This is a genomic window from Streptomyces kryoterrae (assembly GCF_054072135.1).
In genome coordinates this window covers 3796169-3822945 of the sequence record NZ_CM133358.1, presented here as the reverse complement: position 1 = coordinate 3822945, position 26777 = coordinate 3796169, and the positions used below count along the sequence as shown (strand labels likewise).

Below are 26777 nucleotides of genomic sequence, written 5' to 3'. Positions count from 1 at the left end.
ACCGCCGACATCACTGTCACGGCCGAGAGCAACAAGCGGGCCCTTCGCCGGGCGCTCGTCAGCGTCTACGACAAGACCGGTCTGGAAGAGCTGGCCCGTGGCCTGCACGAGGCGGGCGTGGAACTCGTCTCCACGGGATCGACGGCGGCCCGGATCGCCGCCGCCGGCGTCCCCGTCACCAAGGTCGAGGAGCTCACCGGCTTCCCCGAGTGCCTGGACGGCCGGGTCAAGACCCTGCACCCCAAGGTGCACGCGGGCATCCTCGCCGACCTGCGCCTGGAGGACCACCGTACCCAGCTCGCCGAGCTGGGCGTCGAGCCCTTCGACCTGGTCGTCGTCAACCTCTACCCGTTCCGCGAGACGGTCGCCTCCGGCGCCTCGCCCGACGAGTGCGTGGAGCAGATCGACATCGGCGGCCCGTCGATGGTCCGCGCCGCCGCCAAGAACCACCCGTCGGTGGCCGTGGTCACCAGCCCGGCGCGGTACGCCGACGTGCTGAGCGCCGTACGGACCGGCGGCTTCGACCTCACCACCCGCAAGCGCCTCGCCGCGGAGGCCTTCCAGCACACGGCCGCGTACGACGTGGCGGTGGCCTCCTGGTTCGCGTCGTCGTACGCCCCCGTCGACGAGTCCCAGTTCCCCGACTTCCTCGGCGCCACCTGGGAGCGCGAGAACACCCTCCGCTACGGCGAGAACCCGCACCAGCCCGCCGCCCTGTACGTCAACGGCACGAACGGCGGTCTCGCCAAGGCCGAGCAGCTGCACGGCAAGGAGATGTCGTACAACAACTACACGGACACGGACGCCGCCCGCCGTGCCGCGTACGACCACGACGAGCCCTGTGTCGCGATCATCAAGCACGCCAACCCGTGCGGTATCGCGGTCGGCGCGGACGTCGCCGAGGCGCATCGCAAGGCGCACGCGTGCGACCCGCTGTCGGCGTTCGGCGGTGTGATCGCCGTCAACCGGCCGGTCAGCAAGGAGCTGGCGGAGCAGGTCGCGGAGATCTTCACCGAGGTCATCGTCGCGCCCGGCTACGAGGAGGGGGCGCTGGAAGTCCTCGCCAGGAAGAAGAACATCCGGGTGCTCAAGGCCGCCGGCGCGCCCGCCAACCCGGTCGAGGTCAAGCCGATCGACGGCGGTGTGCTGCTCCAGGTGACGGACCGGCTCCAGGCCGACGGCGACGACCCGGCCCACTGGACCCTGGCGACGGGCGAGGCACTGTCCGCGGCCGAGCTCGCGGAACTCGCCTTCGCCTGGAAGGCGTGCCGGGCCGTCAAGTCCAACGCCATCCTGCTGGCCAGGGGCGGTGCCTCGGTCGGCGTCGGCATGGGCCAGGTCAACCGTGTCGACTCGGCGAAGCTGGCGGTCGAGCGGGCGGGGGAGGAGCGGGCGCGCGGCGCGTACGCGGCCTCGGACGCCTTCTTCCCGTTCCCCGACGGCCTGGAGATCCTGACGGCCGCCGGCGTCAAGGCCGTGGTCCAGCCCGGCGGTTCGCTGCGGGACGAGCTGGTCGTGGAGGCGGCGCGGAAGGCGGGCGTCACGATGTACTTCACGGGGACGCGGCACTTCTTCCACTGAGACTCCCGCGATTCCGTGCGTCCGGCCGGGTCCGCCGGGTCATCGACTCCGGCCGGACCACGCGTACGGCCGCGGCCCGCCAATACCCCAGGGTCCGGCGGGCCGCAGGCGACGGCTGCAGGGAGCGGAGCAGGGCGACGCAGCCGGGCCGTGCCCCCTCTGACGGGTGAGGCACGGCCCTGGGCGGTGAACGGCGCAGACGCTTCGTCGCGCGTCAGTGCTTGTGCACGACCATCGTGCTGGCGGCCTTGTCGTGCCAGCCCATCTGGCGGCCCGACTTGTCCCAGAACGGGGACAGGTACACGACCAGCTGACCGATACCGCAGGCGAAGCCACCGACGACCGGGATGATCCAGCGGATGAACGCGGAGCCCAGACCGGGCTTCTGGCCCGTGTCGGCCTTCGCCACGCGAATGCCGACAGCCATCTTGCCGAGGGTCGCGCCCAACAGGCCGGTCATCAGCCACTCGTACAGCAGACCCGCGATCACCAGGACGCCGAACACCGCGCCCATGGAGGCCACGATGTTGCCGCTGGCGTCGTTGACGCAGCTCTCGTAGTTGGTCGCGTTCGGGTCGCAGTCCTGGATCGCGTTGGCCGTCCCGGCGATACCCGCGAAGCTGAACCCGATGTAGATGGCGGAGAGGATCACCCCGTCGATCAGGCGGGCGCCCAGTCGGCGGCCCATCGAGGCGACCGTGGGACCGGGACCGCCCGGGTAACCCGGCTGCTGGGGGTAGCCGTAACCCTGTTGCGGGTAGCCGTAGCCCTGCTGCGGCGGGACACCCTGGGGCGCCTGCGGGTAGCCGTAGCCAGGGGGCTGCTGGCCCTGTTGCGGGTAGCCGTATCCGGGCTGCTGCGGGTCCTGCGGCTGACCGTACGGGTTGTTGGGAGAGCCGAAACTCATGGTGGGATTCCTCCGTTGCACAGCTGGGGACGATGCGGATCGCGCGGAGGAACATCACGTTCTGAGCGGTTTTCCCCCCGAACATCAACCGCGATACTGCGCCGGACATGCTTCTAGGGGAGGCAAGTTGTTGTCCAGCCGCAGGCCGCAGGTGTTGTGCAAGTGCAACATCGCTGATCATGGCGGGATGCGGGCGGACGGGCGCCGTGCTGTCCCAGTGGGACCCGGATTGGAACCTGGACCGGGTCATCCGGGAGGATGGGGGGCATGACCGCCCAGATTCTCGATGGCAAGGCCACCGCAGCCGCGATCAAGTCCGATCTGACCGCCCGCGTGGCGGCCCTGAAGGAGAAGGGCGTCACGCCCGGCCTCGGCACGATCCTCGTCGGGGAAGACCCCGGCAGCCAGAAGTACGTCGCCGGCAAGCACCGCGACTGCGCGCAGGTGGGCATCGCCTCCATCCAGCGTGAACTGCCCGCCACGGCCACCCAGGAGGAGATCGAGGCGGCGGTCCGCGAGCTGAACGAGGACCCCGCCTGCACCGGCTACATCGTCCAGCTGCCCCTCCCCAAGGGCATCGACGAGAACCGCGTCCTCGAACTGATGGACCCCGACAAGGACGCGGACGGCCTCCACCCGATGAACCTCGGCCGTCTCGTCCTGAACGAGCCGGCCCCGCTGCCCTGCACCCCCAACGGCATCCTCACGCTGCTCCGCAGCCACGGCGTCGAGATCAAGGGCGCGGAGGTCGTGGTCGTCGGCCGCGGTGTCACCATCGGCCGCCCGATGCCGCTGCTGCTCACCCGGCGCAGCGAGAACGCGACGGTGACGCAGTGCCACACGGGCACGCGTGACCTGGCCGCACACCTCCGCCGCGCCGACATCATCGTCGCCGCCGCGGGCTCGCCCCACCTGGTCCGCCCCGAGGACGTGAAGCCGGGCGCCGCCGTCCTCGACGTCGGTGTCTCGCGCAACGACGAGGGCAAGATCGTGGGCGACGTCCACCCGGGCGTGGCCGAGGTCGCCGCCTGGATCTCCCCGAACCCCGGCGGAGTCGGCCCGATGACCCGCGCCCAGCTGCTCGTCAACGTGGTCGAGGCGGCGGAGCGCAGTGTCGGCTGAGGCGGAGGACAGGCGGACGGCGGACGGCGGGCGCAGGACGCCCGGCGGCGACACGTCCGACACCTGGGTGCTCGAGTCGGGCGTGGCGTCCGAGGCACGCCGGGTATCTGAGTCGGGCACAGTGTCTGAGCCGGGCGGGGCGTCCGAGCCGGGCCGGGTGCCTGAGGCTGGCGGCGCGTCCGAGGCCCGCGGGGTCTCCGAGCCGGGCGGGGTGTCCGAGCCGGGCCGGGTGCGTGAGACCGGCGGCGCGTCCGAGGCCTGCGGCGCGTCCGAGTCGGGCGGGGTGCGTGAGGCCGACAGGGCCCGCGGGGTGTCCGAGTCGGGCGGGGTGCGTGAGGCCGACAGGGCCCGCGGGGTGTCCGAGCCGGGCGGGGTGCGTGAGGCTGGCGGGGCCCGCGAGGCTGATGGGGCGTCTGAGGCGGGCGGAATGTCCGAGTCGCGCCAGGTGCGTGAGGCCGGCGCGGACCGCGAGGCTGGCGGCGCATCCGAGACCCGCGCGGCGTCCAGGGCAGGCGGGGTGCGTGAGGCCGCCAGGGTGTCCGAGGGTCGTGGAGTGTCCGGGCGGAGTGGTCTGGGCGCCGACGCCGCGGTGGTGTCCGGTGAGGTGCCCGAGCCCACCGTCGTCGACCCCGTCAGCGCGCCGGACGCCGAAGGGCGTCCCCGGCGTACGACGCGTCGCTTCCCCCTCTTCACGCGGGACACCGCGCGACCCGAGGGAGGCGGCCGGGCGGCTCCCGGGGACGCGCCGGCGCCGGTGCGGCAGTGGCCGATCCTCGTCGTGCTGGGCACGGTCGGAATCGGGCTCCTGATCACCGCGCTCGACGTGTTCCGGTACGGGCTGCTGCTGATCGGGGCCGCGCTGCTGGCCGGCGCGCTGCTGCGCTGGGTGGTGCCGGACGTCGGCATGCTCGCCGTCCGGTCCCGGTTCACGGACATGGTCACGTACACGGTGCTGGGCACGGCCATCGTGCTGCTGGCGATGATGGCGCAGCCGAAGCCGTGGCTGACGATCCCGTTCCTGGACGACACGCTGCACTACACGATCAGCAGCCAGGGCGGGTAGGGCCGTCGACCGTACTTCGCCCCGGCGGGAACCGTTCACCCCTCTGACGTCGTCAAATGCCTCGGACCGGCCGACGACGTCGAGGAGGACGCGCGATGAGCGCCTGGCAGCCGCTGCCGGACGATCTGCCGCCGGAGGTGCGGCACTTTGTCGAGCAGGTACGGCTCCTCAAGGACCGCACCGGGCTCAGCCTGGCCGCGCTGGGCGCGCGCACCGCGTACAGCAAGTCCTCCTGGCAGCGGTACCTCAACGCGACCCAGCCGCCGCCCGAGCAGGCGATAGCCGCCCTGTGCCGGGTCGCGGGCCTCACCCCTGCCGACGCCGAGCGCTTCGGCGTCCGCCGGGAGCTGGCGGTGCGGGCCTGGCCCCGGCCGCCGGCCCCGGATCCGGCGAAGCCGGAGCGGCAGGACGGGGTGGACGGGGTGTACGAGGAGGAGGTGCCCACCCTTCCGTGGTGGGTGGAGTCCGGTACCGGGTCCGGGCCCGCCGGGGGTTCTGAGGAGGTCCCCGTGGACTCGTCGCGGAGGGTGCTGCTCGTCGCCGTACTCCTCGTACTGGTGCTCGGGCTCGTCGCGGTGGTCGGCGCTGTCGCTTTTGGTTGACGGCGTTGAGGGAATGTGACATCCGTACGTCCCATGTGGCCGTTCTTGTGCTTTCTGTGGGGCGATGTGTCGATAAGTTCGAGGAACCGCAACCGGGGCGCAACGCGACAGGGTTAATGTGGTCAATCGGGGTGGTCCGGGGTGTCCGGTGCGTTATCCAGGGGTTCGGTCGGCCGTGGGGGCTGTCGGTGGAACACTGGACCGTAGGCCGGGGGCGTGCAACGGTGCACCTTCAGGCCCGACAATGCTCCCGTGCGCCCCCACCCCGGGAACCGAGATCCTGACTGGGCGCATCCGTGTGGGTAGTCAGGACAGTCAGGACGACGATTCGGCCAAGGATCCACGGCACCACGCACGGAAGAACAGCCAGCACGACCGGGGGGAATGAGGGGGGAAGCAATGCCTCGTTGGAGGGCCTTGCCGGATGAACTGGATCCGCAGGTCAGGGAGTTCGCGAGCCAGCTGCGCAGGCTCGTGGACCGCAGCGGCCTGAACATCGCGGCGGTGGCCGACCGCACGGGCTACAGCAAGACGTCGTGGGAGCGTTATCTCAACGGCCGGCTGCTCGCGCCCAAGGGCGCGATCGTCGCTCTGGCCGAGGTCACCGGTACCAATCCTGTGCACCTGACCACGATGTGGGAGCTGGCCGAGCGCGCCTGGAGCCGCTCGGAGATGCGCCACGACATGACGATGGAGGCGATCCGGATCTCCCAGGCGCGCGCCGCGCTGGGGGAGTTCGGGGCGCCCGCCGTCGAGACGAAGAACGGGAGCGGCAAGAGCGGGCGGGCCGCCCGGAGCGCGACGGTGACTCCGGGAATCGCCGGACCCGCGGGCGTCTCCCCGACCGTGCCGCCGCAGCCGACGGCCACGGAGACCCGCGACTCGGCGGGCGACGTACGGGCCGGCGTGGCCCGGGGCGGTGTTTCCGGCGGCTCGGTGAGTTCCGCGAGTTCGTCGGGTTCCGTCTCGGCCGAGAGCAACTCGTGGGGCATGGCCGGGTACCAGGGACCGGCGTCGAGAGGCGGCGCCGGGGGGCGCCCGGCCTCGACCCCGGGACCGTCCGGGACACCCGGCTTTCCCAGCGCGCCGCCCTGGACTCCCGGTACGCCCACGGGGTCGCCCGGCGGTCCGCCGCAGGACGCCCGGCCGGCAGGCAGCGGCGGATCAGGCGGATCAGGCGGTTCGCGGCGCAAGCGGCGGCTCACGATGTTCCTCGCGGGCGTCGTGGGGGCGTCGGTGGTGGTCGCGGCGGCCTGGTGGTTCACCAACCAGGGCGACGACACGCCGGTGGCGAGCAAGCCGAGCGCGTCGCCGACCATCTCGGCCGACACGAATACCGACCTGCCGATCGGTGTGAAGTGCAGCGGTGCCGCGTGCACCGGCAAGGACCCGGAGAACATGGGCTGCGGGGGCCAGTTGGCGCAGACCGCCAACAGCGTCACCGTCGGCACCACGCTCGTCGAGGTCCGCTACAGCAAGACCTGCCAGGCGGCGTGGGCGCGCATCACCCAGGCGGCCCCGGGCGACCAGGTCGACGTCACCGCCTCGGGCGCGGCGAAGCAGACCGGCGCGGTCGACACGGACACCGACGCGTACACGCCGATGGTGGCCGTGAAGGACGCGGGCGACGCGACGGCGTGCGTCACGCTCAAGGCGACCGGGCAGAAGGGCTGCACCCAGTAGGTACGCGGTAGGACCGCACCCGGTCGGGCCGCACGCGGTGGGGCGCGGGGCCACGGCACCCTCTCCTCGTACGGAATCGCCGTACGAGGGGAATGCCCGGCCCGGTTCGGGGCAGGCGGGGAAAGTACCCCCGCGGAGTCCGGCACCGTCGGTCCCCGGGCGACGGTCGCTCGTCACTCCCCCCTCCGGACGAGCGGCCGTCGCCGGCCGGGACACTGTGGACGCGACACAGCGAACGGGACTCCGCGAACTCGGCGCTGTGGGGTGGGCCACACGGGACCCGTACATCCGGGATCCCGGATGCGCGATAGCCTGACGGCGGATCTCTCTTGACGCCAAGAGATCGATCATCCGAACCGGGGCAGCGACGCCCCACCGCCAGCTGTCCTACGGAGAACGCCATGACCCGCACTCCCGTGAACGTCACCGTCACCGGCGCGGCCGGCCAGATCGGTTACGCCCTGCTCTTCCGTATCGCCTCCGGCCAGCTGCTCGGCGCGGACGTGCCGGTCAAGCTCCGCCTCCTGGAGATCACCCCGGCGCTCAAGGCCGCCGAGGGCACCGCGATGGAGCTGGACGACTGCGCCTTCCCGCTGCTCCAGGGCATCGACATCACGGACGACCCGAACGTGGCCTTCGCCGGCGCGAACGTGGGCCTGCTGGTCGGCGCCCGCCCCCGCACCAAGGGCATGGAGCGCGGTGACCTCCTGGAGGCCAACGGCGGCATCTTCAAGCCCCAGGGCAAGGCCATCAACGACAACGCCGCGGACGACATCAAGGTCCTCGTCGTCGGCAACCCGGCCAACACCAACGCGCTGATCGCGCAGGCCGCCGCTCCGGACGTACCGGCCGAGCGCTTCACCGCGATGACCCGCCTCGACCACAACCGCGCGCTCACGCAGCTCGCGAAGAAGACGGGCTCGACGGTCGCCGACATCAAGCGGCTGACGATCTGGGGCAACCACTCCGCCACCCAGTACCCCGACATCTTCCACGCCACCGTCGGCGGCAAGAACGCCGCCGAGGTCGTGAGCGACGAGAAGTGGCTCGCCGAGGACTTCATCCCGACCGTCGCCAAGCGCGGCGCCGCGATCATCGAGGCCCGTGGCGCGTCCTCCGCCGCCTCCGCGGCCAACGCCGCCATCGACCACATCCACACCTGGGTCAACGGCACGGCCGACGGCGACTGGGCCTCCATGGGCATCCCGTCCGACGGCTCGTACGGCGTCCCGGAGGGCCTCATCTCCTCCTTCCCGGTCACCACGAAGGACGGCGTGTACGAGATCGTCCAGGGCCTGGACATCAACGAGTTCTCCCGCGCCCGCATCGACGCCTCGGTGCAGGAGCTGGCGGAGGAGCGCGAAGCGGTGCGCGGCCTCGGCCTCATCTGAGCCCCAACAGCTCTTCTCACGAGCCCCGTTCAGGCTTCGGCCGGACGGGGCTCGGGTTTGTCCGGCGCCGCCCGCGCCACCGCCTCCTCCGTGAGCACGGCCTACGGGCCCTGACAATCCGCTGTCCCCGGAACGTCCGTCCCCGTATGCTGATCGGCTGTCAACTGGCCCTCTGGTACGGGCCGTTACACGCATCGGGGGAGTCGCGTGAGTACCGCACACGTGCCGCAGCAACCACAGCCGACACCAGCCGCACCGGCGCCCACACCACCGCACGCCAGTGAGGCCACCCGGCTGCTGTGCGCCGGGACCTATCTGGACTCCGGATACCGCGACCGGGTCATCGAGGAACTGCACCTCAACGAACAGCGGATCGTGGCGCCCTCACTCGGCTTCGACGCGGCCCGCGTCCTCGCGCACGCCCTGCGGGCCAGACGCCAGGAGCTGATGTGGGCCGGGGCGATCCTGGGGCTGTGGGTGATCGGCGCGGCGCTGACCGGCGGTCTGCTGGCCCTCTTCCTGTTGCCCATCGTGTACATCGCGGTCGGGTCCTGGATCCGGGGCCGTGCCGCGTACCCGCCCCTGTACCGGCGGGTGCCCGCCTTCCTGCTCCGCTGGTGGGGCCGATTCCTGTTCACGGTGCTGCTCCTCTTCACGGCGGCCGTCGCGTTGGGCATCGTGGACGACGACTCGTCGAGCGGCTCGTCCTACGGTTCGTCCAGCTCCGGCCTGTACGGCGGCAGCGGCTTCTCCGACTCGCCGAGCGCGACCGACGTACTGGTGCCGTCCGGCGACAGTGTCAGCGATCTGATCAATCCCTGGCAGGCCTGGATCACGTTCGCGATGTTCGCCCTGATCGCGCTGTGCGTGGCCGCGCAGCGGGGCCAGTTCGCCAAGGCGCTGGCCGCGGAACTGTCCCCGCAGCGCTTCCCGGACGCCGCCTCGGACCCGGCCGAGCGGGCCGAGGGCGAGCGGTTCCAGCGGCTGAAGGACCGTATCCGGCTCGAACAGCACGCGCCGTTGATCATGTACAACGAGGCGCGGCCGTTCCGTGGGGCGGGCGCGGCCTACCAGACGTGGGTCCTCGCCGTGGAGTTGCGGCCAGACGAGACGAAGAAGCAGCAGCCGCTCGGCAACCGCGTCGTGCTGGAGAGGATCCGGCCGCTGATCGAACAGCTGCGGCTGCCCGCCGAGTACGCCGGTCAGCTCGGGCGCGACCGGCTGCGCCGGCTGGAGATCGACGAGTGCGTGTTCCTGCCCGCCGAGGGGATCCTGCGGCGCGACGAGGCGCCGTACCACCGGCAGGCCTTCGAGGAGCACCGGGCGCGCGCTGTCGAGGAGGGCGCCGAGAAGAGACGGCACTTCCTGCGCATTCGCGTCGGCGGCTGGGAGGAGGAACTGGTCGTCACGGTCTTCGTGCGCATCCACACCCAGGGCCGCATGCTGACCCTGGAGGTCGCCCCGCACGTCCTGACGCCGGTGCGCGAGGACTTCAAGAACGCCGACCGCGCCGCGCACCGCTACCGCCACAACAACACGCTCGGCAAGTCGGCCTGGGCCGTCGCGCAGGTCCCGGGCTCCGTGGCCCGCTCACTGGTGACTCTCGGCAAGGGCCTGCTGTACGTCTGGCGGCTGCTGACCGGCGGGTACGCCGGAGCGCTGCCCGACGGGCCCAGCCTGTCCGTGCGGGAGCTGGGCTCCGTACCCCTCGGGTCCGACTTCCAGGAGATGGACGTCCTGCGGTACCTCAAGAACGTGCAGGACCGGGTGGCGAACGGGGTACGGGTCGCGTTGGCCGAATCCGGTTACCAGACCGGCGAGTTCATGCAGAAGATCACCACCATCAACAACAACGGCGACGTGACGAACAATTTCGCCCGCGTCGACAACAGCACCTTCGCTGTCGGCAGTCACGCCACCGCCTCCTCCACGACCGGCGGCGCCGCGCCGCAGACAGGATCCGGCACCGATGGCCACTGATGGATCGAACGAACCGCACGTCAACATCGGCGATGTCTCGCACAGCACCTTCGCCATCGGCAGCCACGCGAGTGCCGTCGCCCACCATGGCACGGCCCCACAGCGTGACGAGGCGGCCGAGGAACTCCTGAGGGCGGTACGCGAGTTGCGCGCCGACCTGGCCCGGGTGCGCGCCAGCGAGGAGACGGACGCACTGCGTACGGCCCTGGAGGAGACGGAGGAGGAGATCACCCGCACCGGCCGGGCGGCTCCCTCGCGCCGGGAAAGACTGCGGGAGCTGCTCACCGACTCCCAGACCCTGCTGAACGTGCTCGCCTCGGCCGGGGCCGTGGCGGGCCTCCTGGGGATGTGAGGGGACCACCATGAGCGGGGGACCGCGGTACTGGAACGAGGAGACACAGCGCTGGGAGGACACCGCAAGCCGCAGCGCCGCTCCGCCGACTCCGCCACCACCACCTCGACCGAACTTCCTGCCGACCGGGCCGGAACCGGGGGCGGCGGGGACGGATGCGTCGGGGTACGGGCCGTCGCCCGCGGGTCAGGCTGGTGCTGGTGAGTGGCCGCCCGCGCCCGTGCCGGCCGAGGCGCCTGCGGTGTCCGGGCCTGTGGGGTGGCCGGGGGCAGTGGGGACGGACGTGTCGCCATACGGGCCACCGTCCGTCGATCCGGCCGGCGCTGGTGAGTGGCCGCCCGCGCCCGTGCCGGCCGAGGCGCCTGCGTCGGCCGAGGCGCCCACGGTGTCCGCGCCTGCCGGGTGGTCAGGTGCTGCTGCCGCGCAGGGCGTCTGGCCCTCGCCGACTTTCGGCGAGGCAACGACGGACGACGTCGGTCTCCCTTCTTTCGCCGAGGGGTCGAACGCGTCCTGGCCGCCCGCCGGTCAGCCCGCCGGCATCGGTGGGCGGAGACGGCGGCTCATGTGGTCCGTGCTGATCGGCGCTGCCGTCGTCGCCGTCGCCGGGAGTCTGGTGCTGACCTTCCTGGTCGGCCCCGGGGACGACGACAAGGACAACCGGACGACCACGGCCCACGAGTCCACGGCCTCCACAGCGTCCACGACATCCCCGACGTCCGTCACGTCGCAGCCGACGGACGTGACCGGGTCGCCCACCGAGGGCACGGCCTCGCCCTCCGTGTCCGCGTTCGCCTCCGAACCGCCCGTCGGCTACGCGTTGTACCCGGACCAGGAAGGCTTCCGGATCGCACTCCCCCAGGGCTGGAAACGCACCACGGCGGACTCCTCGTACGGCATCCGCGTGGTCAACTACCGCAGTTCGGACCGCACTCACCGGATCCAGGTGTACCAGGTGGCGGAGTCGTCACCGGCCGAGTCGTTCGACCTGTTCCTCTCGGACGAGACCCCGAAGGCGCCCGGTTTCACGGCGATCCGCCGACAGACCCTCGACGAGGGCACCTTCACGGCAACCCGGCTGGAGTACCTGGCCGACTCGATACGGGGCGAACCCGACCTCGGCACCTGGCACGTCTACGACGAGCGTTTCGTGGCCTCGGACAGCAACATCTACGCGATCGCCGCGTACGGCCCGGACTCGGACGGCCGCGACGACGAACTGGAGCTTCTCACCACGGCGTTGGCCTGGTTCTGCCCGCCGCTCGGCGCCTGCGAGACGGCGATTCCACAGGATTCCACACCCCAGACCCCCTGAATTCGGTGAAATCGGGTGTCCCGAAGAGCCGTTGTGTGCACGCTCAGTGCATGAGCGACTACAAGGATGATGTTCCGGGATATCTGACGATCCGGGTCACCGCCCAGGAGGGCCCGATCGCGGCCTTCGCGGAGCAGGAGGCGGGGGAGGCCGCGCGGCGGTATCCCGACCTGATGGGGGTGGGCATCCCGGAGTTCTTCCACGCCAGGGAGCGCGAGGCGGGCGGCTGGGAGCTCTACGGCTACGGCAGCGACACCCCGCAGGGCTCCCGGGACTCGCTCGGCTCGGTGTTCCGGCTGCGCGCCAGTGAGGCCGAGGACGCCGGGGACGAGGTCGCCCGGCGCAAGTGGATGGCGGCGGCGGTGCGCATGGACCGGGAGGTCGTGAACGACGTACGGGTGCGCGGCGAGCGCTTCCGGATCGTGCGTGCCTCCCGCTTCGTCCGGATGGGGCCGAACGGGCCCGAACCGCCCCGCCCCTCCGACCCGGACCCGGCGGAGGTCGGCGAGGCGTACCGGGTGGGGCCGCGTACCAAGGGGTTCGTGGTCGACCCGATCACCGGCACCGGCCTGTCCGACGGCATCCTCAAACTGGACCTCATCCAGTTCATCGGCATCGTGCCCGGCGCACCGCAGGCGGTCCGGGACGAGGCGCGACGCGCACTCCACACGCACCCGGGCGGGGTGCTGCTGCCCGCCGTCTACATGATCTCCGAGCGCGTGGACGGGAGTTGGCGTGCGCACAACCCCGGCTCCTCCGACTCCACACCCCAGGGCGCGCGTGACTCCCTCGCCTACTGGCTGCGCGTGATGGCCCCCTTCACCCTGCGGCTGAGCGAGGAGAAGGCCGCGGAGTACGCCCTGATCGCCGACCGTATCGACGAGAAGCGCTCCAACGTCGCGACCGTCGACGGCATCCGCTACCGGGTCACCCGGGTCGAACGCCTGATCAGGGTCGGCCCCGACGGGCCCGAGGGCCCGCGCCCCTCGGACTTCGACCCCGAACCACCCGTCGACGTACAGACACGCCGGCTCAAGGAACAGGGCCTGTGGCGGGAGGAGGACGACGAGCCGGTCCAACTCAGCGAACGAAGCCTGGAGTTGAAGAGCCGGTGGGAGGCGGAGGAGGAGCGGAGGCGGGCGGTGCGCGAGAGCAGGAAGACGGCGAAGGGTGACGGTGTCCAGTCCTGAGCCCTTCCTGCGTTTCCTGAGCCCTTCCTACGTTCGCTGCCTGAGCCCGTCCACGATCCCCCGCAGCGCCTCGGTCGTCCGCCGCAGCAGGCCGGATCCGAAGGTGACGCGGGTCGCACCGAGGGCGCCCAGTTCGGCCGGAGAGGGGCCGTCGAGCGTGGCCAACACGTTGAGAGGCCCCTCGACGCCGGACCGCAGCAGGGGCAGCGCGGCGAGCGGGGCGCCGATGGGGTAGACGCAGTCGGCGCCGACCGCGACGTACAACGCGGCCCGCTCGACAGCCCGTTCGGGATCCTGCTCGCCGTACGTGAACGTGTCGACACGCGCGTTGGGGAAGAGCCGGTCGCCCGCCGCGGCCCATACCTCGGCGAGCCAGCCGGCGTGCGCGTGCGGGTCCTTGAGGGTGCCCGCCCGGGAGTCCTCCAGGTTGCGGCCGACGACGCCCGCCGCCAGCAGCCGCTCCACCAACTCCCCTGGCGCCAGCCCGTATCCGTCCTCCACATCCGCCGACACGGGTACGTCCACGGACCGGGCGATGCGCGCGACCGCCGCGAACATCTCGTCCCCGTCCCCATACCCGAGCGAGACCGCGACCCCGGCGCTGGTTGCCGCGAGCGCGGGAAATCCGGCGCCGTGAACTCCCGTGCGCTGAAAGCGTCCCAGGGGCCGGCCAGGACCAACGGGTCGTGGGGTGGGCGCTGTCGGTGCAGCGCCCGGAAGGCGTCTGCCGTCACTTCGCGCCACCGGGTGTGCCGTGCGTGCCGGGTGTGTAGTGACCGGGGAATGCCGCATCACCGTTTAACGGCCGCACCGGCAGCGGCCGGTCGCCGGGCACCGCACCGGCCTCGACCTGGAACCACGAGACCAGTTCCGTGCCGGGGCCGGCGAGAGGGTGTCCCCACCCGGCGTCGTTCATGGCCCACAGACCAGGTGCTCCCGCCCCTGTGTCGTCGAGCCAGCCCATGGCGAGCGAGTGTTGGTGGAACAACTGGTAGGCGTCGTGTTCCGACCCGGGGTATCGCCATGCGTGCGGGACCAGTTCGCCGTGGAGGGCGGCGAACATCGTGCCCGTGGTGCGGCGGGCGCCGGGCGCGATGCCCGGCTGTGATGTGTCGCTGTGCTCTGTCACGCCGACCCCTATTCCGTTTCCGTCAGCTTTCTGATCCCGGAGCACTTTTCAGCGTATACAGTAATCCCATGACCACCACTGAACCCATATCCCGAGTCGCCCTGAAGAAAATCACCCCCGAGGTCTCCGCCTCGATGGGTGCCCTGCATGGCGCCGCCGTTTCCGCCGCGCAGGACGCCAAGGTGGAACCCGAACTCCTGGAACTGATCCGGATTCGCGCCTCCCAGCTCAACGGCTGCGCGTTCTGCCTCGACATGCACACCAAGGACGCCCGCGCCCAGGACGAGACCGAGCAGCGGATCTACGCCCTGAACGCCTGGCGGGAGACCCCCTTCTTCACCGAACGGGAGCGCGCCGCACTGGCGTTGACCGAGGCTGTGACCCTGGTGCACGACGGGCACGTCCCCGACGACGTCTACGCCGAGGCCGCCGCCGTCTTCGATGAGGCACAGGTCGCCGCGCTGATCTGGGCGGCCACCGTCATCAACGCGTACAACCGGATCGCCATCGCGACGCGGATGGTTCCCGGGGGTTATCAGCCGGTCCAGAAGAACAGCTGAATTCAGAAATCAAAAAGCAGGGCAGGGCGAATGGAAATCGTCCTGCCCAAACTTTTTCACCTGTTTACTGCAGCGGCTCCGCCAGGCCATCCAGCCATTGCCGCCATTCGGTGGCCCGTACCGCGCGCCCCGTCCGCATAAACGGTTCCGTTCCGCCCGTCCATTCCGTCACCGGGCGGATTCCGTGCAGCGCGTTCACGAGCCACACCTCGCGGCCGTCCAGGTCGGCGAGGGTGCGTTCGCGGTGGGCGACGCGGACGCCGGTGCGCTGGGCGTGTTCCTGGATGAGGGCGACGGTGACTCCGGCCAGGACGGGGAGCTGTGGCGAGGGCAGGCACAGGGTGTCGTCCTCCCACCACAGGACGCTGGAGTGGATGCCCTCCAGGACCACGCCCGAGGGGGCGATCAGCACCGCCTCGTCCGCACCCTCGGCGACCGCCCGTTGCCGGAGCCGGGCCAGGATGTCCAGGTCGGGGCCCTTGCGGCGAGGGACGGTACGCGGGTCCAACTGGCCTGCGGCCCAGACCCGTACGCCCGTGCCGAGTGGTGGTGCGTGGCGGAGCAGGAGCCGCAACTCCCTTGATTCAGCGCCAAGTTCGACCCGGGGAAACCACTCCCCGGTGCGCGGCAGCGCGATGGTCATGTCCCGCCAGAAGTCCACCAGTTGGCGCAGCGAGGGACCACCGGAGTCGCCGCACGCCCGCAGGAAGCGCTCCCGGTGCCGGCCCAGGCCGCGTACCCGGCCGTCGCGCACCAGCCAGGAGTCGGCGACCACCAGTCGCTCACCTACCGTCGGCACGTAGCTCTGTGCGTCCGGCCCGGTCAGGCCCCGGCGCGGCGACCATGCCAACAGCCCTTCCGTGGGCGCTGGTTGTGTTGCTGTTCGCGTCATCAAGTGTGCTCTTTCTTGATACTCGGTCAGTACTTGCGGCCCGCCACCGCCGGCGCCCCGTTCCGGGGCCCGTACGGCGCGTGCTCCAGCCACGATCCGCACCACGGCAGCACCGGTGCGAGGGCCGCCGCCGCGCGCTGCTTGGCCCGGGCGATCCTGCGCCGGGGCCGCAGATGGTCCAGCGCGTTGCCGGCGGCGGCACTGTTGAACACGGCCGCCGCATGCCGAACTTCGGCGAACTCCGCGACCGCTCCCACCAGCCCCGTCCTGGCCACCGCGGCGATCGCCTCCGCCGCGGCCGCCGCGTCCGCGATCCCGCTGTTCATCCCGCGCGCCCCGAACGGCGGGAACAGATGCGCCGCCTCCCCGACGAGCAGCACCCGCCGGTGCGAGTCGGTGAACGCGTCCGCGACCTTGCGCAGGAAGCGGTACGTCGACACCCACAGGATCTGCGACCCGTACCCGGGTGCCTCCAACACCCCCGGCAGCCAGTCCCGTACGGCCTCCTCCGTGCCGTACGCCTCCTGCGGGTCGTCGTCGCGGCACTGCAGGTCGACCTGGAAGCCGCCGGTGAAGGGCACCCGCATCACGCTTCGGCCGCCCACGCCCGGGTGTTCGTAGTGGAAGACGCGCTCCAGAGGGAGTTCGGCGCCGGGGATGTCGGCGACGTCCACGACCACGTGGAACCCCTCCGAGCGCGTGCCGTCCATGGTGATCCCCAACTCGGCCCGTACAGCGGAGCGGGCACCGTCGGCGGCCACGACGTGCGTGCCGTGCCAGACGCCGCCGTCGGAGTCGGTGAGGGCGACCCCGGTCGGCGAGGACCGGACGCCCGTCACCCGTACGCCCCACGCGAACTCCACGCCGGCGTCACGGCAGGCGGCCCGCAGCAGGCGCTCGGTGTCCACCTGGCGCAGGCTGGTGAAGGGCGGGATGTTCGCGGGCGCCTTCGGCTGCTCGGGGAAGGTGCGGGAGTAGACCTCGCGGCCCCGGTACAGCGTGCGCCGGGTGTGCCACGTCCGGCCGTACGACGCGAACTCGGCGGCCAGGCCCGGGCGCATCCCGTCCAGCAGCCGCAGGGTCTCGCGGTGCACGAACAGGGCGCGGCTGCCCGGGCGTTCACGCTCCTCGGGGTCCGCCTCCAGGACGACGACGGGCAGCCCGTGGGCGCGCAGACCGAGGGCGGCCGAGAGGCCGACGGGACCCGCGCCCACGACCAGTACCTGGTTCGCCGCCTGTGCCGCTCCCTCTCCCGGGAGGGTCATGCGCGTGCGCCCTCGGCGAGCATGCGGGTGATCTCCACGCGTTTCACCTTCCACGTCGCCGTCATCGGCAGCTCCTCGAACCGCCACTGACGGGGCTCGGCCATCGTCGGCAGATCGGCGGTCGCCTGACGCCAGCGGTCCGGGTCCAACGGCAGCTCGTCCCGTACGCAGACCACCGGCACCGGCTCACGGTCGGCGCCCGGCACGATGACGACCTCGCGCAGCTCCTCCAGCCGGTCCATCAGCGTGTCCTCGACCTCCAGGTTGCTGTGCACGGAGTCGATCTGGTCGATCTCACGGTCGATGAGGTACAACGCGCCGAGCCGGCTCCGGTACCCCATGTCGCCCATCTGCCACCACCCGTCGCCGTCGAGCTGGCGCTGGTACTGCTCGCGCGCGCCGAGGTAGGTGAGGATGCGCCCACGTGTACGGGCCTCGATGCGACCCGGTTCGCCCGGCGCGGCGGGCCGGCCGTTGTCGTCCGTGACCCGGACCCGGGTGAAACCGGGTATCCCGATCCCGACCCGGCGGCCGTCCGCCTTCGCGACGCTGCGCCGGGTGAACCACTGGAAGGCGACGGGCCCGGTCTCGCTCTGCCCGTACAGCTGGATCAGCCAGGCGTTGCGGCGCTTCGACGCGCCCAGCAGCCGCCGTACGGTCCGCGGGTGGATCGCGTCGAACGTCGACCCGTACGACCGTACGCGCGACAGCGGTTGACCCGGTGCGTCCGCCAACTCCTCCCACAGTACGAAGGTGTTGGGGTGGGTCTCCACGATGCCCGGGCGATGGCGGGCGAGCAGCGGGCCCACGGCGGCCGGGGTCGGGTCGGTGATCAGGAGCAGCGGGCTGCCGAAGTGCAGGAGCACGCCGAGGAGATGGTAGAAGCGCGAGTGCACGAACGACATGTGCAGGGCGGCCGTCTCCCCACGCGTGGGCCAGCCCATCGCCTGCTGCGGTACGAGACGGTTCCACATGGTGTTCGCGCAGTGCACGGCGAGCTTGGGAATGCCGGTGGTGCCCGAACTGTGGGTGATCAGGGCGGGTTCGCGGGGGTGGAGGCGGACGGCGGCGGCGGGCTCGGCACCCGCGTACATCGCCAGCGGCTCGGCGCCGGGCGCGTCGGCGCCGGCGTCGGCATCGACGGAGAGGGTCCGGCGCACGAGCAGCGAGAGGTCCAACTCGCCCAGCGGGCCGGTGAGTTTGGCCCTGTCGGTGAGCAGCCAGGGCCGCTGCAGCCGGGCCAGCAACTGGCCGACGACCGGTCCGGCGAGGCCGGGGGACAGCAGCACGGGAACCGCGCCGATACGGGAGACGGCACAGGTCAGCAGCACGATGTCGACGTTGTCCGTCTTGTGGACGGCCACCTGCTCGGACGGTCGCACCCCGGCCGCCCACAGTCGGGCCGACAACTCCTCGACCACATCGGCCAGTTGGGAGTAGCTGAGGTCGACTCCGAGTTCGGGGTCGACGTCGAGCGGCCGGTCCAGGGTGACGAAGACGGCTCCGTGGCGGTCGGCGGCCCGCCGGAAGACCGGGCCCAGATAGAAACCGCGGTCGGCGAGCAGGGGCTGCGGCTGTGGCATGCGCCCGTTCCCTTCTGAAGTACGTGACATACGGCGGGGGGTTGCGATGGTCACCAGGCGCCCTGGCGGACCAGGTGGCGGCGGAGTTTCCCGGTCGGGGTGCGGGGCAGCGACGGGACGAAGCTGACGCTCCGGGGGACCTTGAAGGCGGCGAGCCGGGCGCGGGCCAGCTCGATGAGCTCGGTCTCCAGGCCCGCCCGGACCTGCCCGGCGGGGACCACGAAGGCACGCAGCCTGCTGAAGCCCCGCTCGTCGGTGAGAGCGGCCACGGCGACCTCCCTCACCGCCGGGTGGGTGCGCAGTACGGCCTCCACCTCCAGCGGTGAGACCGTGATGCCGCCGACCATCTCCAGGTCGTCGGCACGGCCCAGGTGCCGGTAGGAGCCGTCCGGTTCACGCACCGCACGGTCCCGGGTGGCCAGCCAGCCGCCGACCAGTGAACGGGCCGTCTCCTCGGGCCGGTTGAGGTAGCCGCTCGTCACCGTGGGCCCACGCACCCAGAGTTCGCCCTCGGCGCCCTCGTCGGCGTCGGACAACGGAAGCCCGGCGCGGTCGCGCAGCTCGACCTCGAAACCGGGGACGGGACGGCCGACCGTACCGGGGTGGTTGTGGTCGAGGCTGTTGGCGCAGAAGGCGTGCCCGGCCTCCGTCGAGCCGATCTGCTCCAGCACCGGCGCGCCCAGCAGCTCGCCGACCTGCTGCCCGAGCCCGTCCGGCAGCCCCTCGCCGGCGGAGACGGCGGCCCGTACGGAGGCGAAGCAGGCCTGGTGACCGTTGCCCCGGTCGGCGACCAGGGCCGCGTACGCGGACGGCACGGAGTAGAATAGCGTCACCCGGTGCCGGGCGACGAGTTCGTCGACGGCTGCCGGGGCCGGACGACGGTCGACCAGGACGGCCGACGACCCGGAGAAGAGCGGGAAGACGAAGGCGTTGCCGAAGCCGTAGGCGAAGTACAGCTTCGAGACGGACAGGGTGACGTCGTCCTGGGTGATCCGCAGCAGGCGGCGCCCGATGAGGTCGTGGTAGGTCTTCGGGTCGCCGTGACAGTGCACAACTCCCTTGGGACGCCCGGTCGTTCCGGACGTGTACTGCACATACAGAGGCGTGTGCGCGTCCACCGGGTGGGCGGTGCCGGCCGGTTCGGCGGTGGGGGCGAGGGCGGCGAGCTGGTCGGCGCCGAGGATGGGCCGTCCCGCGAAACGTCCCCCTCCTCCGTCGCCCCCTTCCAGGCCGGGTCCGGTCACGCACAGCACGGCCTCGGCGTCCTCGGTCATGAACGCGTGGTCGGCGGGCGGGAGTTCGGGGTTGGCCAGGACGGCCACGGCACCGAGCCGGGCGGCGGCCAGGAAGACGGTCACCCAGGTGATGCCGTCGGGCAGCGCGAGGAGCACCCGGTCGCCGGCCCCCACCCCGTGCCCGGCGAGCACCGTCGCCGTACGGGCGGCCAGCTCGTGCACCTCGCCGTGCGTCCAGGAACGGTGACCCTGGTGGAAGGCGGCCCGGTCGCTCCAGCCGCGCCGCTCGGCGAGGGCCGCGAGATGGGCGGCGAGGTTGCCGGGGGCGCCGGCGTCGGCGGGGACGGGACCGGGGGGAGCGACGGTGACCTGGTGGGTCGTCATCGGGCGGCCTCCTCGGCGGCGGTGGCCGACCAGGACGAGGGCCGCGGGTGCCGCTCGTACTCCTGGTACTGCTCGTAGGCCCGCATCTGCGCGGCCGTCTTCAGGAGCATCTCGTCGTACTCCGCGACCGGGTCCGAGGCGAGGACGATCGCGCCGCCCGCGCCCAGCTGCATCTCGCCGTCGGCGATCACGGCGGTCCGGATGACGATGCTGAGATCCGCGCCGCCACTGCACCCCAGGTAGCCGAGGGCCCCGGAGTACACGCCACGGGCCTCGGTCTCCAGCGTGTCGATGATCGCCATCGTGCGGAGCTTGGGCGCGCCGGTCATGGAGCCGCCGGGGAAGCAGGCGCGGACCGCGTCCACCGAGTCGGTGCCCTCGCGCAGCCGTCCCTCGACGTAGGAGACGAGCTGGTGCACGGTGGCGTACGTCTCGGCGACCATCAGCCGGGAGACCCGTACCGTGCCGGTGCGGCAGACCTGGCCCAGGTCGTTGCGGAGCAGGTCGACGATCATCAGGTTCTCGGCGCGTGTCTTGGCGTCGGCGGCGAGTGCGTCCCGGAGGCGGTCGTCCTCCTCCGGGTGGTGGCCACGCGGGGCGGTGCCCTTGATGGGTCTGGCCTCGGCCATGCCGTCCCGGGTGATCCGCAGGAACCGCTCGGGAGAGGAGCCGGCCACCTCGAGGTCCCCGAACCGCAGAAACGCCGCGTACGGCGCCGGGTTGACGTGACGCAGGACCCGGTAGTAGTCGTACGCGTCGGTCGGGGCGGGCAGCCGGGCCGCGTTGGTCAGACAGACCTCGTAGCTCGTGCCGGCCGTCAACTCCCGTCGGCAGGCCGCGATGTCGGCGAGATAGGTGGCCCGGTCGCGCACCAGCCAGGGTTCCGCCGAGGCGGGGTCCGGCTCGGCGGCCGGTACGGGCAACGGGGGTTGCTGACCGGACACGCAGGAGAGTTGGGCCAGGGCGCTGTCGAGCCAGTCCGCGGCCTCCAGCGTGGCCTGCGGGGTGTCCTCGGCGACACAGACGGCGTATGTGTGGCCCTCCTGGTGGTCCACCGCGATCAGCCGGTCGGCGAACAGCCAGCAGGCGTCGGGGGTCTGGGCCCGGTGGACGCCTGGCGAGGCTCCGCAGTCGGCCTTCGTCTCGTACCCGAAGTAGCCGACGTAGCCGCCGGTGAAATCGAAGGGCAGGCCGGTGGCGTCCACATGACGGCTCGTCAACTGCCGCTTCAGGTAGTCGAAGACGCTCGCCCCGACCTTGCGTGTCGGCCGCCCGGCCCGCTCGATCTCACAGACGCCGCTCGTGACGTCGTAGCGCACGAACTCGGCGAGCGGACCGGACCCGTCCCCGAAGAACGAGAACCGTGACCGCCCCTTCTCGACCTGCGAACTGTCCAGCCAGAACGCGCGCGGCGAACCTGCGTACATCCGGCCGAAGGCGGCCTCCGTGTCCACGGCGCCGGCGATCCGGCGGGTGTGCAGCCGGTGCGTGGGCCGCTGCTGCGGCGAGCGGCGCTGGGCGGGGATGCGGGCGGCACGCGGGATGAGCACCGGGGAGGAGGGCGCGGGCATCGCCGCCGCGGTGCGGGTGACGGCGGTGTTCTTGGTACGGAGCTTGCGGGCGCGGTCCGCCGTGAGGTTGCGGAAGTTCATGAGCATGCGGCGGCCGTACTCGGTGAGGACCGACTCCGGGTGGAACTGCACTCCCCACAGGGGGCGCGTACGGTGCCGCAGCCCCATCAGGACGCCGTCCTCGGCCCAGGCGGTGGCCTCAAGGGTGTCGGGCAGCGGTTCGCGCACGGAGAGGGAGTGGTAGCGCACGGCGGTGAAGTTCTGCGGCAGTCCCTTGAAGAGGTCCCGCTCGTCGTGCCGGATCGTGGAGAGATGCCCGTGCCGGGGCTCGGGGGCGGGCGCGATCCCGCCGCTCTCGCCGAGCGCGATGCCCTGGTGACCGAGGCAGACGCCGAGTACGGGTATCCGCGAGCCGGCGAGTACACGTGCGCTGATCCCGAAGTCGCGGGGGACCGCGGGGTGCCCGGGCCCGGGGGAGACGACCACGTTCTCGAACTTGTCGAATTCCAGCAGACTGTCGACTCTCCCGGCCGGCGTGTCGTTGCGGATCACCGTCGGCTCTTCGCCGTTGACCTCCGCGATCAGCTGGAACAGGTTGTACGTGTACGAGTCATAATTGTCGATGAGCAGGGTCTTCACCCGCGCCCACCTCCCTTGCGTCGTTCATGTCGCCGTTCATGCGGTTCGCCTCTTGTGCCGTCCACGAAGTGCCTGGAGCGGTGGGTAGAGCCATTTCTTGAAGAAACGCTGAAGGCGCGGCATGAGAATCCAGGTGACGAGTGCCGTCACGGCCAGACACAGCAGCAGCGTGCGAATGAGTGGATTTACGCCGCCGAGGAACGGAAGAATGGTCAGATTGAATATGAGCACAGGCGGAAAAACCGCGCTCATATTCACGAACCACAGCTTCCATTTGTCCGGCGGGCGCGGCGGTGCGGCCGGTGCCGGGGCGGTGGCCGGTGAGTCCGTCTGGGATTCGAACCACACCTTGGAGCCCCGGACCGTACGGCGCCCGGTCTCCCGGGCGAGCCCCTCCGCCCTGGCCGCCCACTGCGTCCAACTGTCGGAGTTCTCCCAGGCCAGGGCCGCACTCTCACTGTCGAAGCGGTAGACCACATGCCATTCCGCCTCTCCGTCGACAAGCACACCACCCCCCAGGAAACCCGGCTCACGCGCCCTCGCACGCAGCACGGCCCACCCCCAGGAGTGGAACTCGGTCTCGCGGCCCGGGATCACGTGATACGCCACCGTGACGGTGACGGGATTCCTGGTCACACCGTCGTATACGCAGCACGAACCGATCACGCTCAAACCTTCAACGAAGATTTTCAAAACCTCCGTGAAGGTGTCCGGAAGGTTACTTTTTATCGGCTTTTAGGGCTGCTTGCCGTGTTCTTTCGAGTGCTACTCGGGGTAACTTTTCCGGAATTCAGGAAAGGGCTTGCCTGGGGGAGTGGGTAAGTTGCACGATCGCCGTTCGATCGTCATTCGAATCGTCGTTCGGCCGATGCTAGGGAGATTTCGTGTCCAGGTACGACTGGGATATGACCCACGAAGGAATCGAGCGGGCCCGGTCCGTGATCGAACCCGTACGAAAAGAAGTGACCGCCCACCCGATTTACCAGCGGATAAGCACCAGGAAACACATGGCGACGTTCATGGAACACCATGTGTTCGCGGTATGGGACTTCATGTCCCTGCTCAAGTCGCTGCAACGGGAGCTGACCTGTGTCGACGTCCCCTGGGTGCCGCGCGGGTCGGAGGTGAGCCGGCGCCTCATCAACGACATCGTGCTCGTCGAGGAGAGCGACGAGCTGAACGGCGGCTTCACCAGCCACTTCGAGCTGTACCGGGCAGGTATGGGCGAGGCGGCGGCGGACACGTCCCGTATCGACACGTTCGTCGCGCTGGTGGGAGAGGGGCACGACGTGAACTCGGCGCTGCGGGTCGCCCAAGTCCCCGGCCCCGCAGCCGAGTTCGTCCGCACCACGTTCGAGATCATCAACGACCGGCCACTGCACTGCCGGGCCGCGGCCTTCGCCTTCTCCCGGGAGGACCTCATCCCGGACATGTTCGACCAGGTCATCAAGGAGGAGGGTACGGACCGGTTCCCCCTGTTCCGCGACTACCTGTCCCGCCACATCGAGGTCGACGGCGAGGAGCACACGCCCATGGCGATGCAGATGGTCGCCGACCTGTGCGGTGCGAGCGACGAGCGCTGGGCGGAGGCGGCGGAGACGGCGACGGACGCGCTGGAGGCGAGGGTGCGGTTGTGGGACGGGGTGGCGGAGGGGCTTGGGTGACCCCCCTCTGGGGGAGTTTGAGGACGAGCGCGTTCAGCGCGACAGGGGGTCTGGGGGCGCAGCCCCCAGGAACAGGATGGGACGGGCAGGGGCGGCGGGGGCGAGACCTATTCCGGTGCCTCGCCGAACCGGGCCAGTGCCAGCGCTCCCGCCACGGCGACCCCGAACCCCGCGACCGCCAGCCACCCCAACCCCTCCCGGGTGCGGTCCCCCAGCCACACCACCCCGATCAACGCCGGCCCGATCGTCTCCCCGATCACCATCCCCGCCGTCGGCACGGTCACCGCCCCCCGCTGCAACGCCGACGTCAGCGCGAGAAACGCCGCCCCACCCCCCACCACCAGCGCGTACACCGCCGCGTTCCCCGCCAGTGCCCCCACCGACACCTCGTCGACGAGTCGTACTGACACCTCGACCACCCCGAACCCGAATCCGGCCGCCAACCCGAGCACCAGCCCCCGTCCCCGCTCCGGCAACCGCCCGCTCAGCAATCCCAGCACCAGCAAGCCCACCGCGGTCGCGAGCATCGCGTACCTCAGCGCGTCCGACCCGGCCCGCTCGCCCTCCGTCCCCGACGCCAGCCCGAGCATCCCCAGCCCGGCGCACACCACCCCCACCGCGGCCCACTCCACCCCGCTCAGCCGCACCCGCAGCAACCGGGCGGCGACCACCGCGGTGACGGCGAGACTCGCGGCCAACGCCGCGCCGACGGCGTAGATCGGAAGGGACCGCAGCGCGGCGATCTGGAAGACGAAGCCGAGCCCGTCCAGAGCCAGCCCGGCGAGGTACCGCCACTGCCGCAACGCCCGCAACAACAAGGCCGCGTCGCCGCCCGGGCCACTGCCCCCGGACGGGTCGGTACCGACCGCCGCCCGCGCGGCCACCGCCTGCAACACCGTCGCCGTACCGAAGCAGACCGCCGCGCTGAGCGCGCACACCATTCCAAAGAGCACCAAGCGACTCTAGGCGGGCGGGAAGGGGGCGGGAGGGGCAGGGGGCCAGGTGAGCACCGGCCGCAGGCGATCTTTAAGCTGAGCCGACTTCAAACCGAGCCGAACGCCAACGGGGAGACGCAGACATGGCTGACGCACGCAGACAACCGGGCAGAAGACTCCGTTCAGGCACCGTCGTACTCGGCGGCATGGGCCTGCTCGCCGCCGCCCTCACCGCCTGCTCCTCCGACGACCCCGACAAGCGCTGCGTCGACCGTGACAGCTACAACGCGGCCAAGGGCTACAAGGTCGTCGCCGAGAAGAACTGCAAGACCACCACGAGCGTCAACGGCGCCCATTACTACGGCGGCAAGAAGAAGTCCGGCTGGGTGAAGGGCGGCTCCTTCACCAAGTCCAGCAAGTCCAGCAAGGGCAGCGGCAGTTCGAGCAGCGGCGACGGTGACAGCAGCCACACCGGCGTCCACCGCGGCGGCCTCGGCGGCGGCGACGGCAGCTCGGGCGGCTGAGCCCGCCATGCAGCGCCGCACGATCGAACCCCGTCCCGACTGGCAGCGGACCGTCGAGGGACAAGGGCTCATCTACCCGCTCACCCGCCATCCCGACGACTCCCTGCGTCCCTACTGGGACGAGAGCGCGTACTACGTCTTCTCGCTCCCGGAGGTGGAGGCGCTGGAGGAGGTCGTCGAGGAACTCCACGGCATGTGCCTCGCGGCGGCCGACCACATCGTCACCGCGAACCGCTTCGCCGACCTCGGCATCACCGACCCGCGGATCGCGGCAGCGGTCGCCGAGGCCTGGCACCGCCGCGCCGAACTCCCGTCCGTCTACGGCCGGTTCGACCTCCGCTACGACGGCACCGGCCCCGCGAAGCTCCTCGAGTACAACGCCGACACCCCCACCTCCCTCGTCGAGGCCGCCTCCCCCCAGTGGTTCTGGATGGAGGACCGTTTCCCCGGCGCCGACCAGTGGAACTCCCTCCACGAACGTCTGATCGCCGCCTGGCAGAAGCAGGCCGCCCTCCTCCCGCCCGGCAGCCCCCTCCACTTCGCGCACTCCGCCGCCGACGAGATCGGCGAGGACCTGATGACCGTCGCGTATCTGAAGGAGACAGCGGAGCAGGCGGGTCTCGACACCGACTGGATCTCCGTGGAGGAGATCGGCTGGGACCCGCTCTCCGGGCGCTTCGTCGACAACCAACTCCGTTTCATCCGCAGCTGTTTCAAGCTGTACCCGTGGGAATGGCTCACCACCGACGCGTTCGCGGACCACGTCCTCGACACCCTGGACAACGGCGGTGGCACGGGCAGCACCCTGTGGATCGAACCGGCCTGGAAGATGCTCCTCAGCAACAAGGCCCTCCTCGCCGTCCTCTGGGAGCTCTACCCGGACCACCCCAACCTCCTCCCCGCCCACCTGGACGGCCCCCGGGAACTGGCGCACACGACCGGTTACGTCGCCAAGCCGCTCCTCGGCCGGGAGGGCGCCGGAGTGACGGTCCACGAGCCGCACACCGCCCCCGCCGCACATGAGGCCGAAGAGCGGTGCTGCTACCAGGAGTTGGCGCCCCTGCCCACCTTCGACGGCAACCACGTCGTCCTCGGCGCCTGGGTCGTCGAGAACGAGTCGGCGGGCCTCGGCATCCGCGAGTCGGCCGGCCTGATCACGGACGAGTACGCCCGTTTCCTGCCCCACGTGATCCTCTGACGCCCGCTGCACCTG

Annotated in this window: 23 protein-coding genes and 1 pseudogene; 14 read left to right on the top strand and 10 right to left on the bottom strand. The window is 71.1% G+C overall.

The genetic code is table 11. The annotated features are described in order from the left end of the window. Positions 1–9: 9 nt before the first annotated feature. Positions 10–1581 carry a bifunctional phosphoribosylaminoimidazolecarboxamide formyltransferase/IMP cyclohydrolase gene (purH, locus tag ACW4TU_RS16235; protein ID WP_457430149.1) on the top strand — a complete coding sequence of 524 codons (1572 nt, stop codon included), beginning with the start codon at positions 10–12 and terminating at the stop codon, positions 1579–1581. A 214-nt stretch (positions 1582–1795) separates the two neighbouring features. Here purH and ACW4TU_RS16230 read toward each other — a convergent pair whose 3' ends face one another. Beyond that, positions 1796–2488, bottom strand: a complete 693-nt coding sequence (locus tag ACW4TU_RS16230) for an RDD family protein (RefSeq protein WP_457428526.1) — start codon at positions 2486–2488, stop codon at positions 1796–1798. A 267-nt stretch (positions 2489–2755) separates the two neighbouring features. On the opposite strand from ACW4TU_RS16230, the gene ACW4TU_RS16225 reads away from it, so the two are divergent. The 9 genes from ACW4TU_RS16225 (at position 2756) to ACW4TU_RS16185 (ending at position 13183) form a co-directional block, all read left to right on the top strand. Next, on the top strand, positions 2756–3610 hold the full coding sequence (locus ACW4TU_RS16225; RefSeq protein ID WP_457428525.1) for a bifunctional methylenetetrahydrofolate dehydrogenase/methenyltetrahydrofolate cyclohydrolase: 855 nt from the start codon (positions 2756–2758) through the stop codon (positions 3608–3610). Between the two features lie 427 nt (positions 3611–4037). Then, positions 4038–4673, top strand: coding sequence for a DUF3017 domain-containing protein (locus tag ACW4TU_RS16220; protein WP_457430147.1), 636 nt, complete (start codon positions 4038–4040; stop codon positions 4671–4673). A gap of 95 nt (positions 4674–4768) precedes the next feature. Beyond that, a complete protein-coding gene (locus ACW4TU_RS16215) occupies positions 4769–5275 on the top strand; it encodes a helix-turn-helix domain-containing protein (RefSeq protein WP_457428524.1) in 507 nt (168 codons plus the stop codon). A 417-nt stretch (positions 5276–5692) separates the two neighbouring features. Then, positions 5693–6958, top strand: coding sequence for an XRE family transcriptional regulator (locus ACW4TU_RS16210; RefSeq protein ID WP_457428523.1), 1266 nt, complete (start codon positions 5693–5695; stop codon positions 6956–6958). 401 nt (positions 6959–7359) lie between these two features. After that, the gene (locus ACW4TU_RS16205) at positions 7360–8349 is read left to right on the top strand and encodes a malate dehydrogenase (protein WP_457428522.1); all 990 of its coding nucleotides are present in this window, start codon (positions 7360–7362) and stop codon (positions 8347–8349) included. Between the two features lie 207 nt (positions 8350–8556). Continuing rightward, entirely contained in the window at positions 8557–10329 is a 1773-nt protein-coding gene (locus ACW4TU_RS16200; RefSeq protein ID WP_457428521.1) for a hypothetical protein, read from the top strand. Next, on the top strand, positions 10319–10681 hold the full coding sequence (locus ACW4TU_RS16195; protein ID WP_457428520.1) for a hypothetical protein: 363 nt from the start codon (positions 10319–10321) through the stop codon (positions 10679–10681). The genes ACW4TU_RS16200 and ACW4TU_RS16195 overlap by 11 nt, the downstream gene beginning before the upstream one ends. A gap of 562 nt (positions 10682–11243) precedes the next feature. Beyond that, positions 11244–11993, top strand: a complete 750-nt coding sequence (locus ACW4TU_RS16190; RefSeq protein ID WP_457428519.1) for a hypothetical protein — start codon at positions 11244–11246, stop codon at positions 11991–11993. 50 nt (positions 11994–12043) lie between these two features. After that, positions 12044–13183: a DUF5954 family protein gene (locus ACW4TU_RS16185; RefSeq protein WP_457428518.1), complete on the top strand. Its 1140-nt coding sequence runs from the start codon at positions 12044–12046 to the stop codon at positions 13181–13183. A 27-nt stretch (positions 13184–13210) separates the two neighbouring features. On the opposite strand, the pseudogene ACW4TU_RS16180 reads toward ACW4TU_RS16185, so the two are convergent. Together ACW4TU_RS16180 and ACW4TU_RS16175 are read right to left on the bottom strand one after the other, a co-directional pair. After that, positions 13211–13917: pseudogene (locus tag ACW4TU_RS16180) on the bottom strand (isocitrate lyase/PEP mutase family protein). Next, positions 13914–14312 (bottom strand): hypothetical protein, encoded by a 399-nt coding sequence (locus tag ACW4TU_RS16175; RefSeq protein ID WP_457428517.1) that lies wholly within the window; start codon positions 14310–14312, stop codon positions 13914–13916. Before ACW4TU_RS16175 ends, ACW4TU_RS16180 begins: the two are co-directional and overlap by 4 nt. Positions 14313–14380: 68 nt before the next feature. On the opposite strand from ACW4TU_RS16175, the gene ACW4TU_RS16170 reads away from it, so the two are divergent. Beyond that, on the top strand, positions 14381–14872 hold the full coding sequence (locus ACW4TU_RS16170; protein WP_457428516.1) for a carboxymuconolactone decarboxylase family protein: 492 nt from the start codon (positions 14381–14383) through the stop codon (positions 14870–14872). 64 nt (positions 14873–14936) lie between these two features. Here ACW4TU_RS16170 and ACW4TU_RS16165 read toward each other — a convergent pair whose 3' ends face one another. The 6 genes from ACW4TU_RS16165 to ACW4TU_RS16140 are packed head-to-tail and all read right to left on the bottom strand — an operon-like array spanning position 14937 to position 23077. Next, a complete protein-coding gene (locus ACW4TU_RS16165; RefSeq protein ID WP_457428515.1) occupies positions 14937–15764 on the bottom strand; it encodes an aminotransferase class IV in 828 nt (275 codons plus the stop codon). Between the two features lie 26 nt (positions 15765–15790). Further along, positions 15791–17029 (bottom strand): FAD-dependent monooxygenase, encoded by a 1239-nt coding sequence (locus ACW4TU_RS16160; RefSeq protein ID WP_457428514.1) that lies wholly within the window; start codon positions 17027–17029, stop codon positions 15791–15793. Beyond that, on the bottom strand, positions 17026–18612 hold the full coding sequence (locus ACW4TU_RS16155) for a class I adenylate-forming enzyme family protein (protein ID WP_457428513.1): 1587 nt from the start codon (positions 18610–18612) through the stop codon (positions 17026–17028). The genes ACW4TU_RS16160 and ACW4TU_RS16155 overlap by 4 nt, the downstream gene beginning before the upstream one ends. A 50-nt stretch (positions 18613–18662) precedes the next feature. Continuing rightward, the gene (locus ACW4TU_RS16150; RefSeq protein WP_457428512.1) at positions 18663–20231 is read right to left on the bottom strand and encodes a benzoate-CoA ligase family protein; all 1569 of its coding nucleotides are present in this window, start codon (positions 20229–20231) and stop codon (positions 18663–18665) included. Further along, on the bottom strand, positions 20228–22441 hold the full coding sequence (gene pabB / locus ACW4TU_RS16145; RefSeq protein WP_457428511.1) for an aminodeoxychorismate synthase component I: 2214 nt from the start codon (positions 22439–22441) through the stop codon (positions 20228–20230). Before pabB ends, ACW4TU_RS16150 begins: the two co-directional genes overlap by 4 nt. Positions 22442–22477: 36 nt before the next feature. Then, entirely contained in the window at positions 22478–23077 is a 600-nt protein-coding gene (locus ACW4TU_RS16140) for an antibiotic biosynthesis monooxygenase (protein WP_457428510.1), read from the bottom strand. Between the two features lie 371 nt (positions 23078–23448). Between ACW4TU_RS16140 and ACW4TU_RS16135 the strand changes: the two genes are divergently transcribed. Then, entirely contained in the window at positions 23449–24105 is a 657-nt protein-coding gene (locus ACW4TU_RS16135; RefSeq protein ID WP_457428509.1) for a DUF3050 domain-containing protein, read from the top strand. Between the two features lie 107 nt (positions 24106–24212). Here ACW4TU_RS16135 and ACW4TU_RS16130 read toward each other — a convergent pair whose 3' ends face one another. Then, positions 24213–25046 (bottom strand): hypothetical protein, encoded by an 834-nt coding sequence (locus ACW4TU_RS16130; protein WP_457430145.1) that lies wholly within the window; start codon positions 25044–25046, stop codon positions 24213–24215. A 137-nt stretch (positions 25047–25183) separates the two neighbouring features. Between ACW4TU_RS16130 and ACW4TU_RS16125 the strand changes: the two genes are divergently transcribed. Both ACW4TU_RS16125 and ACW4TU_RS16120 read left to right on the top strand, forming a co-directional pair. Further along, positions 25184–25564, top strand: coding sequence for a hypothetical protein (locus tag ACW4TU_RS16125; protein ID WP_457428508.1), 381 nt, complete (start codon positions 25184–25186; stop codon positions 25562–25564). Positions 25565–25571: 7 nt separating this feature from the next. Then, entirely contained in the window at positions 25572–26762 is a 1191-nt protein-coding gene (locus ACW4TU_RS16120; RefSeq protein WP_457430143.1) for a glutathionylspermidine synthase family protein, read from the top strand. Positions 26763–26777 lie beyond the last annotated feature (15 nt).

Excerpts from the sequence above, each read along its gene's own strand:
- ACW4TU_RS16165 (WP_457428515.1), bottom strand. The coding sequence starts at position 15,764 with ATGACGCGAACAGCAACACAACCAGCGCCCACGGAAGGGCTGTTGGCA.
- ACW4TU_RS16185 (WP_457428518.1), top strand. The coding sequence starts at position 12,044 with ATGAGCGACTACAAGGATGATGTTCCGGGATATCTGACGATCCGGGTC.
- ACW4TU_RS16150 (WP_457428512.1), bottom strand. The coding sequence starts at position 20,231 with ATGACGACCCACCAGGTCACCGTCGCTCCCCCCGGTCCCGTCCCCGCC.
- ACW4TU_RS16130 (WP_457430145.1), bottom strand. The coding sequence starts at position 25,046 with ATGGTGTGCGCGCTCAGCGCGGCGGTCTGCTTCGGTACGGCGACGGTG.
- ACW4TU_RS16190 (WP_457428519.1), top strand. The coding sequence starts at position 11,244 with ATGTGGTCCGTGCTGATCGGCGCTGCCGTCGTCGCCGTCGCCGGGAGT.
- ACW4TU_RS16195 (WP_457428520.1), top strand. The coding sequence starts at position 10,319 with ATGGCCACTGATGGATCGAACGAACCGCACGTCAACATCGGCGATGTC.
- ACW4TU_RS16170 (WP_457428516.1), top strand. The coding sequence starts at position 14,381 with ATGACCACCACTGAACCCATATCCCGAGTCGCCCTGAAGAAAATCACC.
- ACW4TU_RS16225 (WP_457428525.1), top strand. The coding sequence starts at position 2,756 with ATGACCGCCCAGATTCTCGATGGCAAGGCCACCGCAGCCGCGATCAAG.
- ACW4TU_RS16120 (WP_457430143.1), top strand. The coding sequence starts at position 25,572 with ATGCAGCGCCGCACGATCGAACCCCGTCCCGACTGGCAGCGGACCGTC.
- ACW4TU_RS16205 (WP_457428522.1), top strand. The coding sequence starts at position 7,360 with ATGACCCGCACTCCCGTGAACGTCACCGTCACCGGCGCGGCCGGCCAG.
- ACW4TU_RS16230 (WP_457428526.1), bottom strand. The coding sequence starts at position 2,488 with ATGAGTTTCGGCTCTCCCAACAACCCGTACGGTCAGCCGCAGGACCCG.
- ACW4TU_RS16155 (WP_457428513.1), bottom strand. The coding sequence starts at position 18,612 with ATGCCACAGCCGCAGCCCCTGCTCGCCGACCGCGGTTTCTATCTGGGC.
- ACW4TU_RS16125 (WP_457428508.1), top strand. The coding sequence starts at position 25,184 with ATGGCTGACGCACGCAGACAACCGGGCAGAAGACTCCGTTCAGGCACC.
- ACW4TU_RS16220 (WP_457430147.1), top strand. The coding sequence starts at position 4,038 with ATGTCCGAGTCGCGCCAGGTGCGTGAGGCCGGCGCGGACCGCGAGGCT.
- ACW4TU_RS16160 (WP_457428514.1), bottom strand. The coding sequence starts at position 17,029 with ATGACCCTCCCGGGAGAGGGAGCGGCACAGGCGGCGAACCAGGTACTG.
- ACW4TU_RS16215 (WP_457428524.1), top strand. The coding sequence starts at position 4,769 with ATGAGCGCCTGGCAGCCGCTGCCGGACGATCTGCCGCCGGAGGTGCGG.
- ACW4TU_RS16135 (WP_457428509.1), top strand. The coding sequence starts at position 23,449 with ATGGCGACGTTCATGGAACACCATGTGTTCGCGGTATGGGACTTCATG.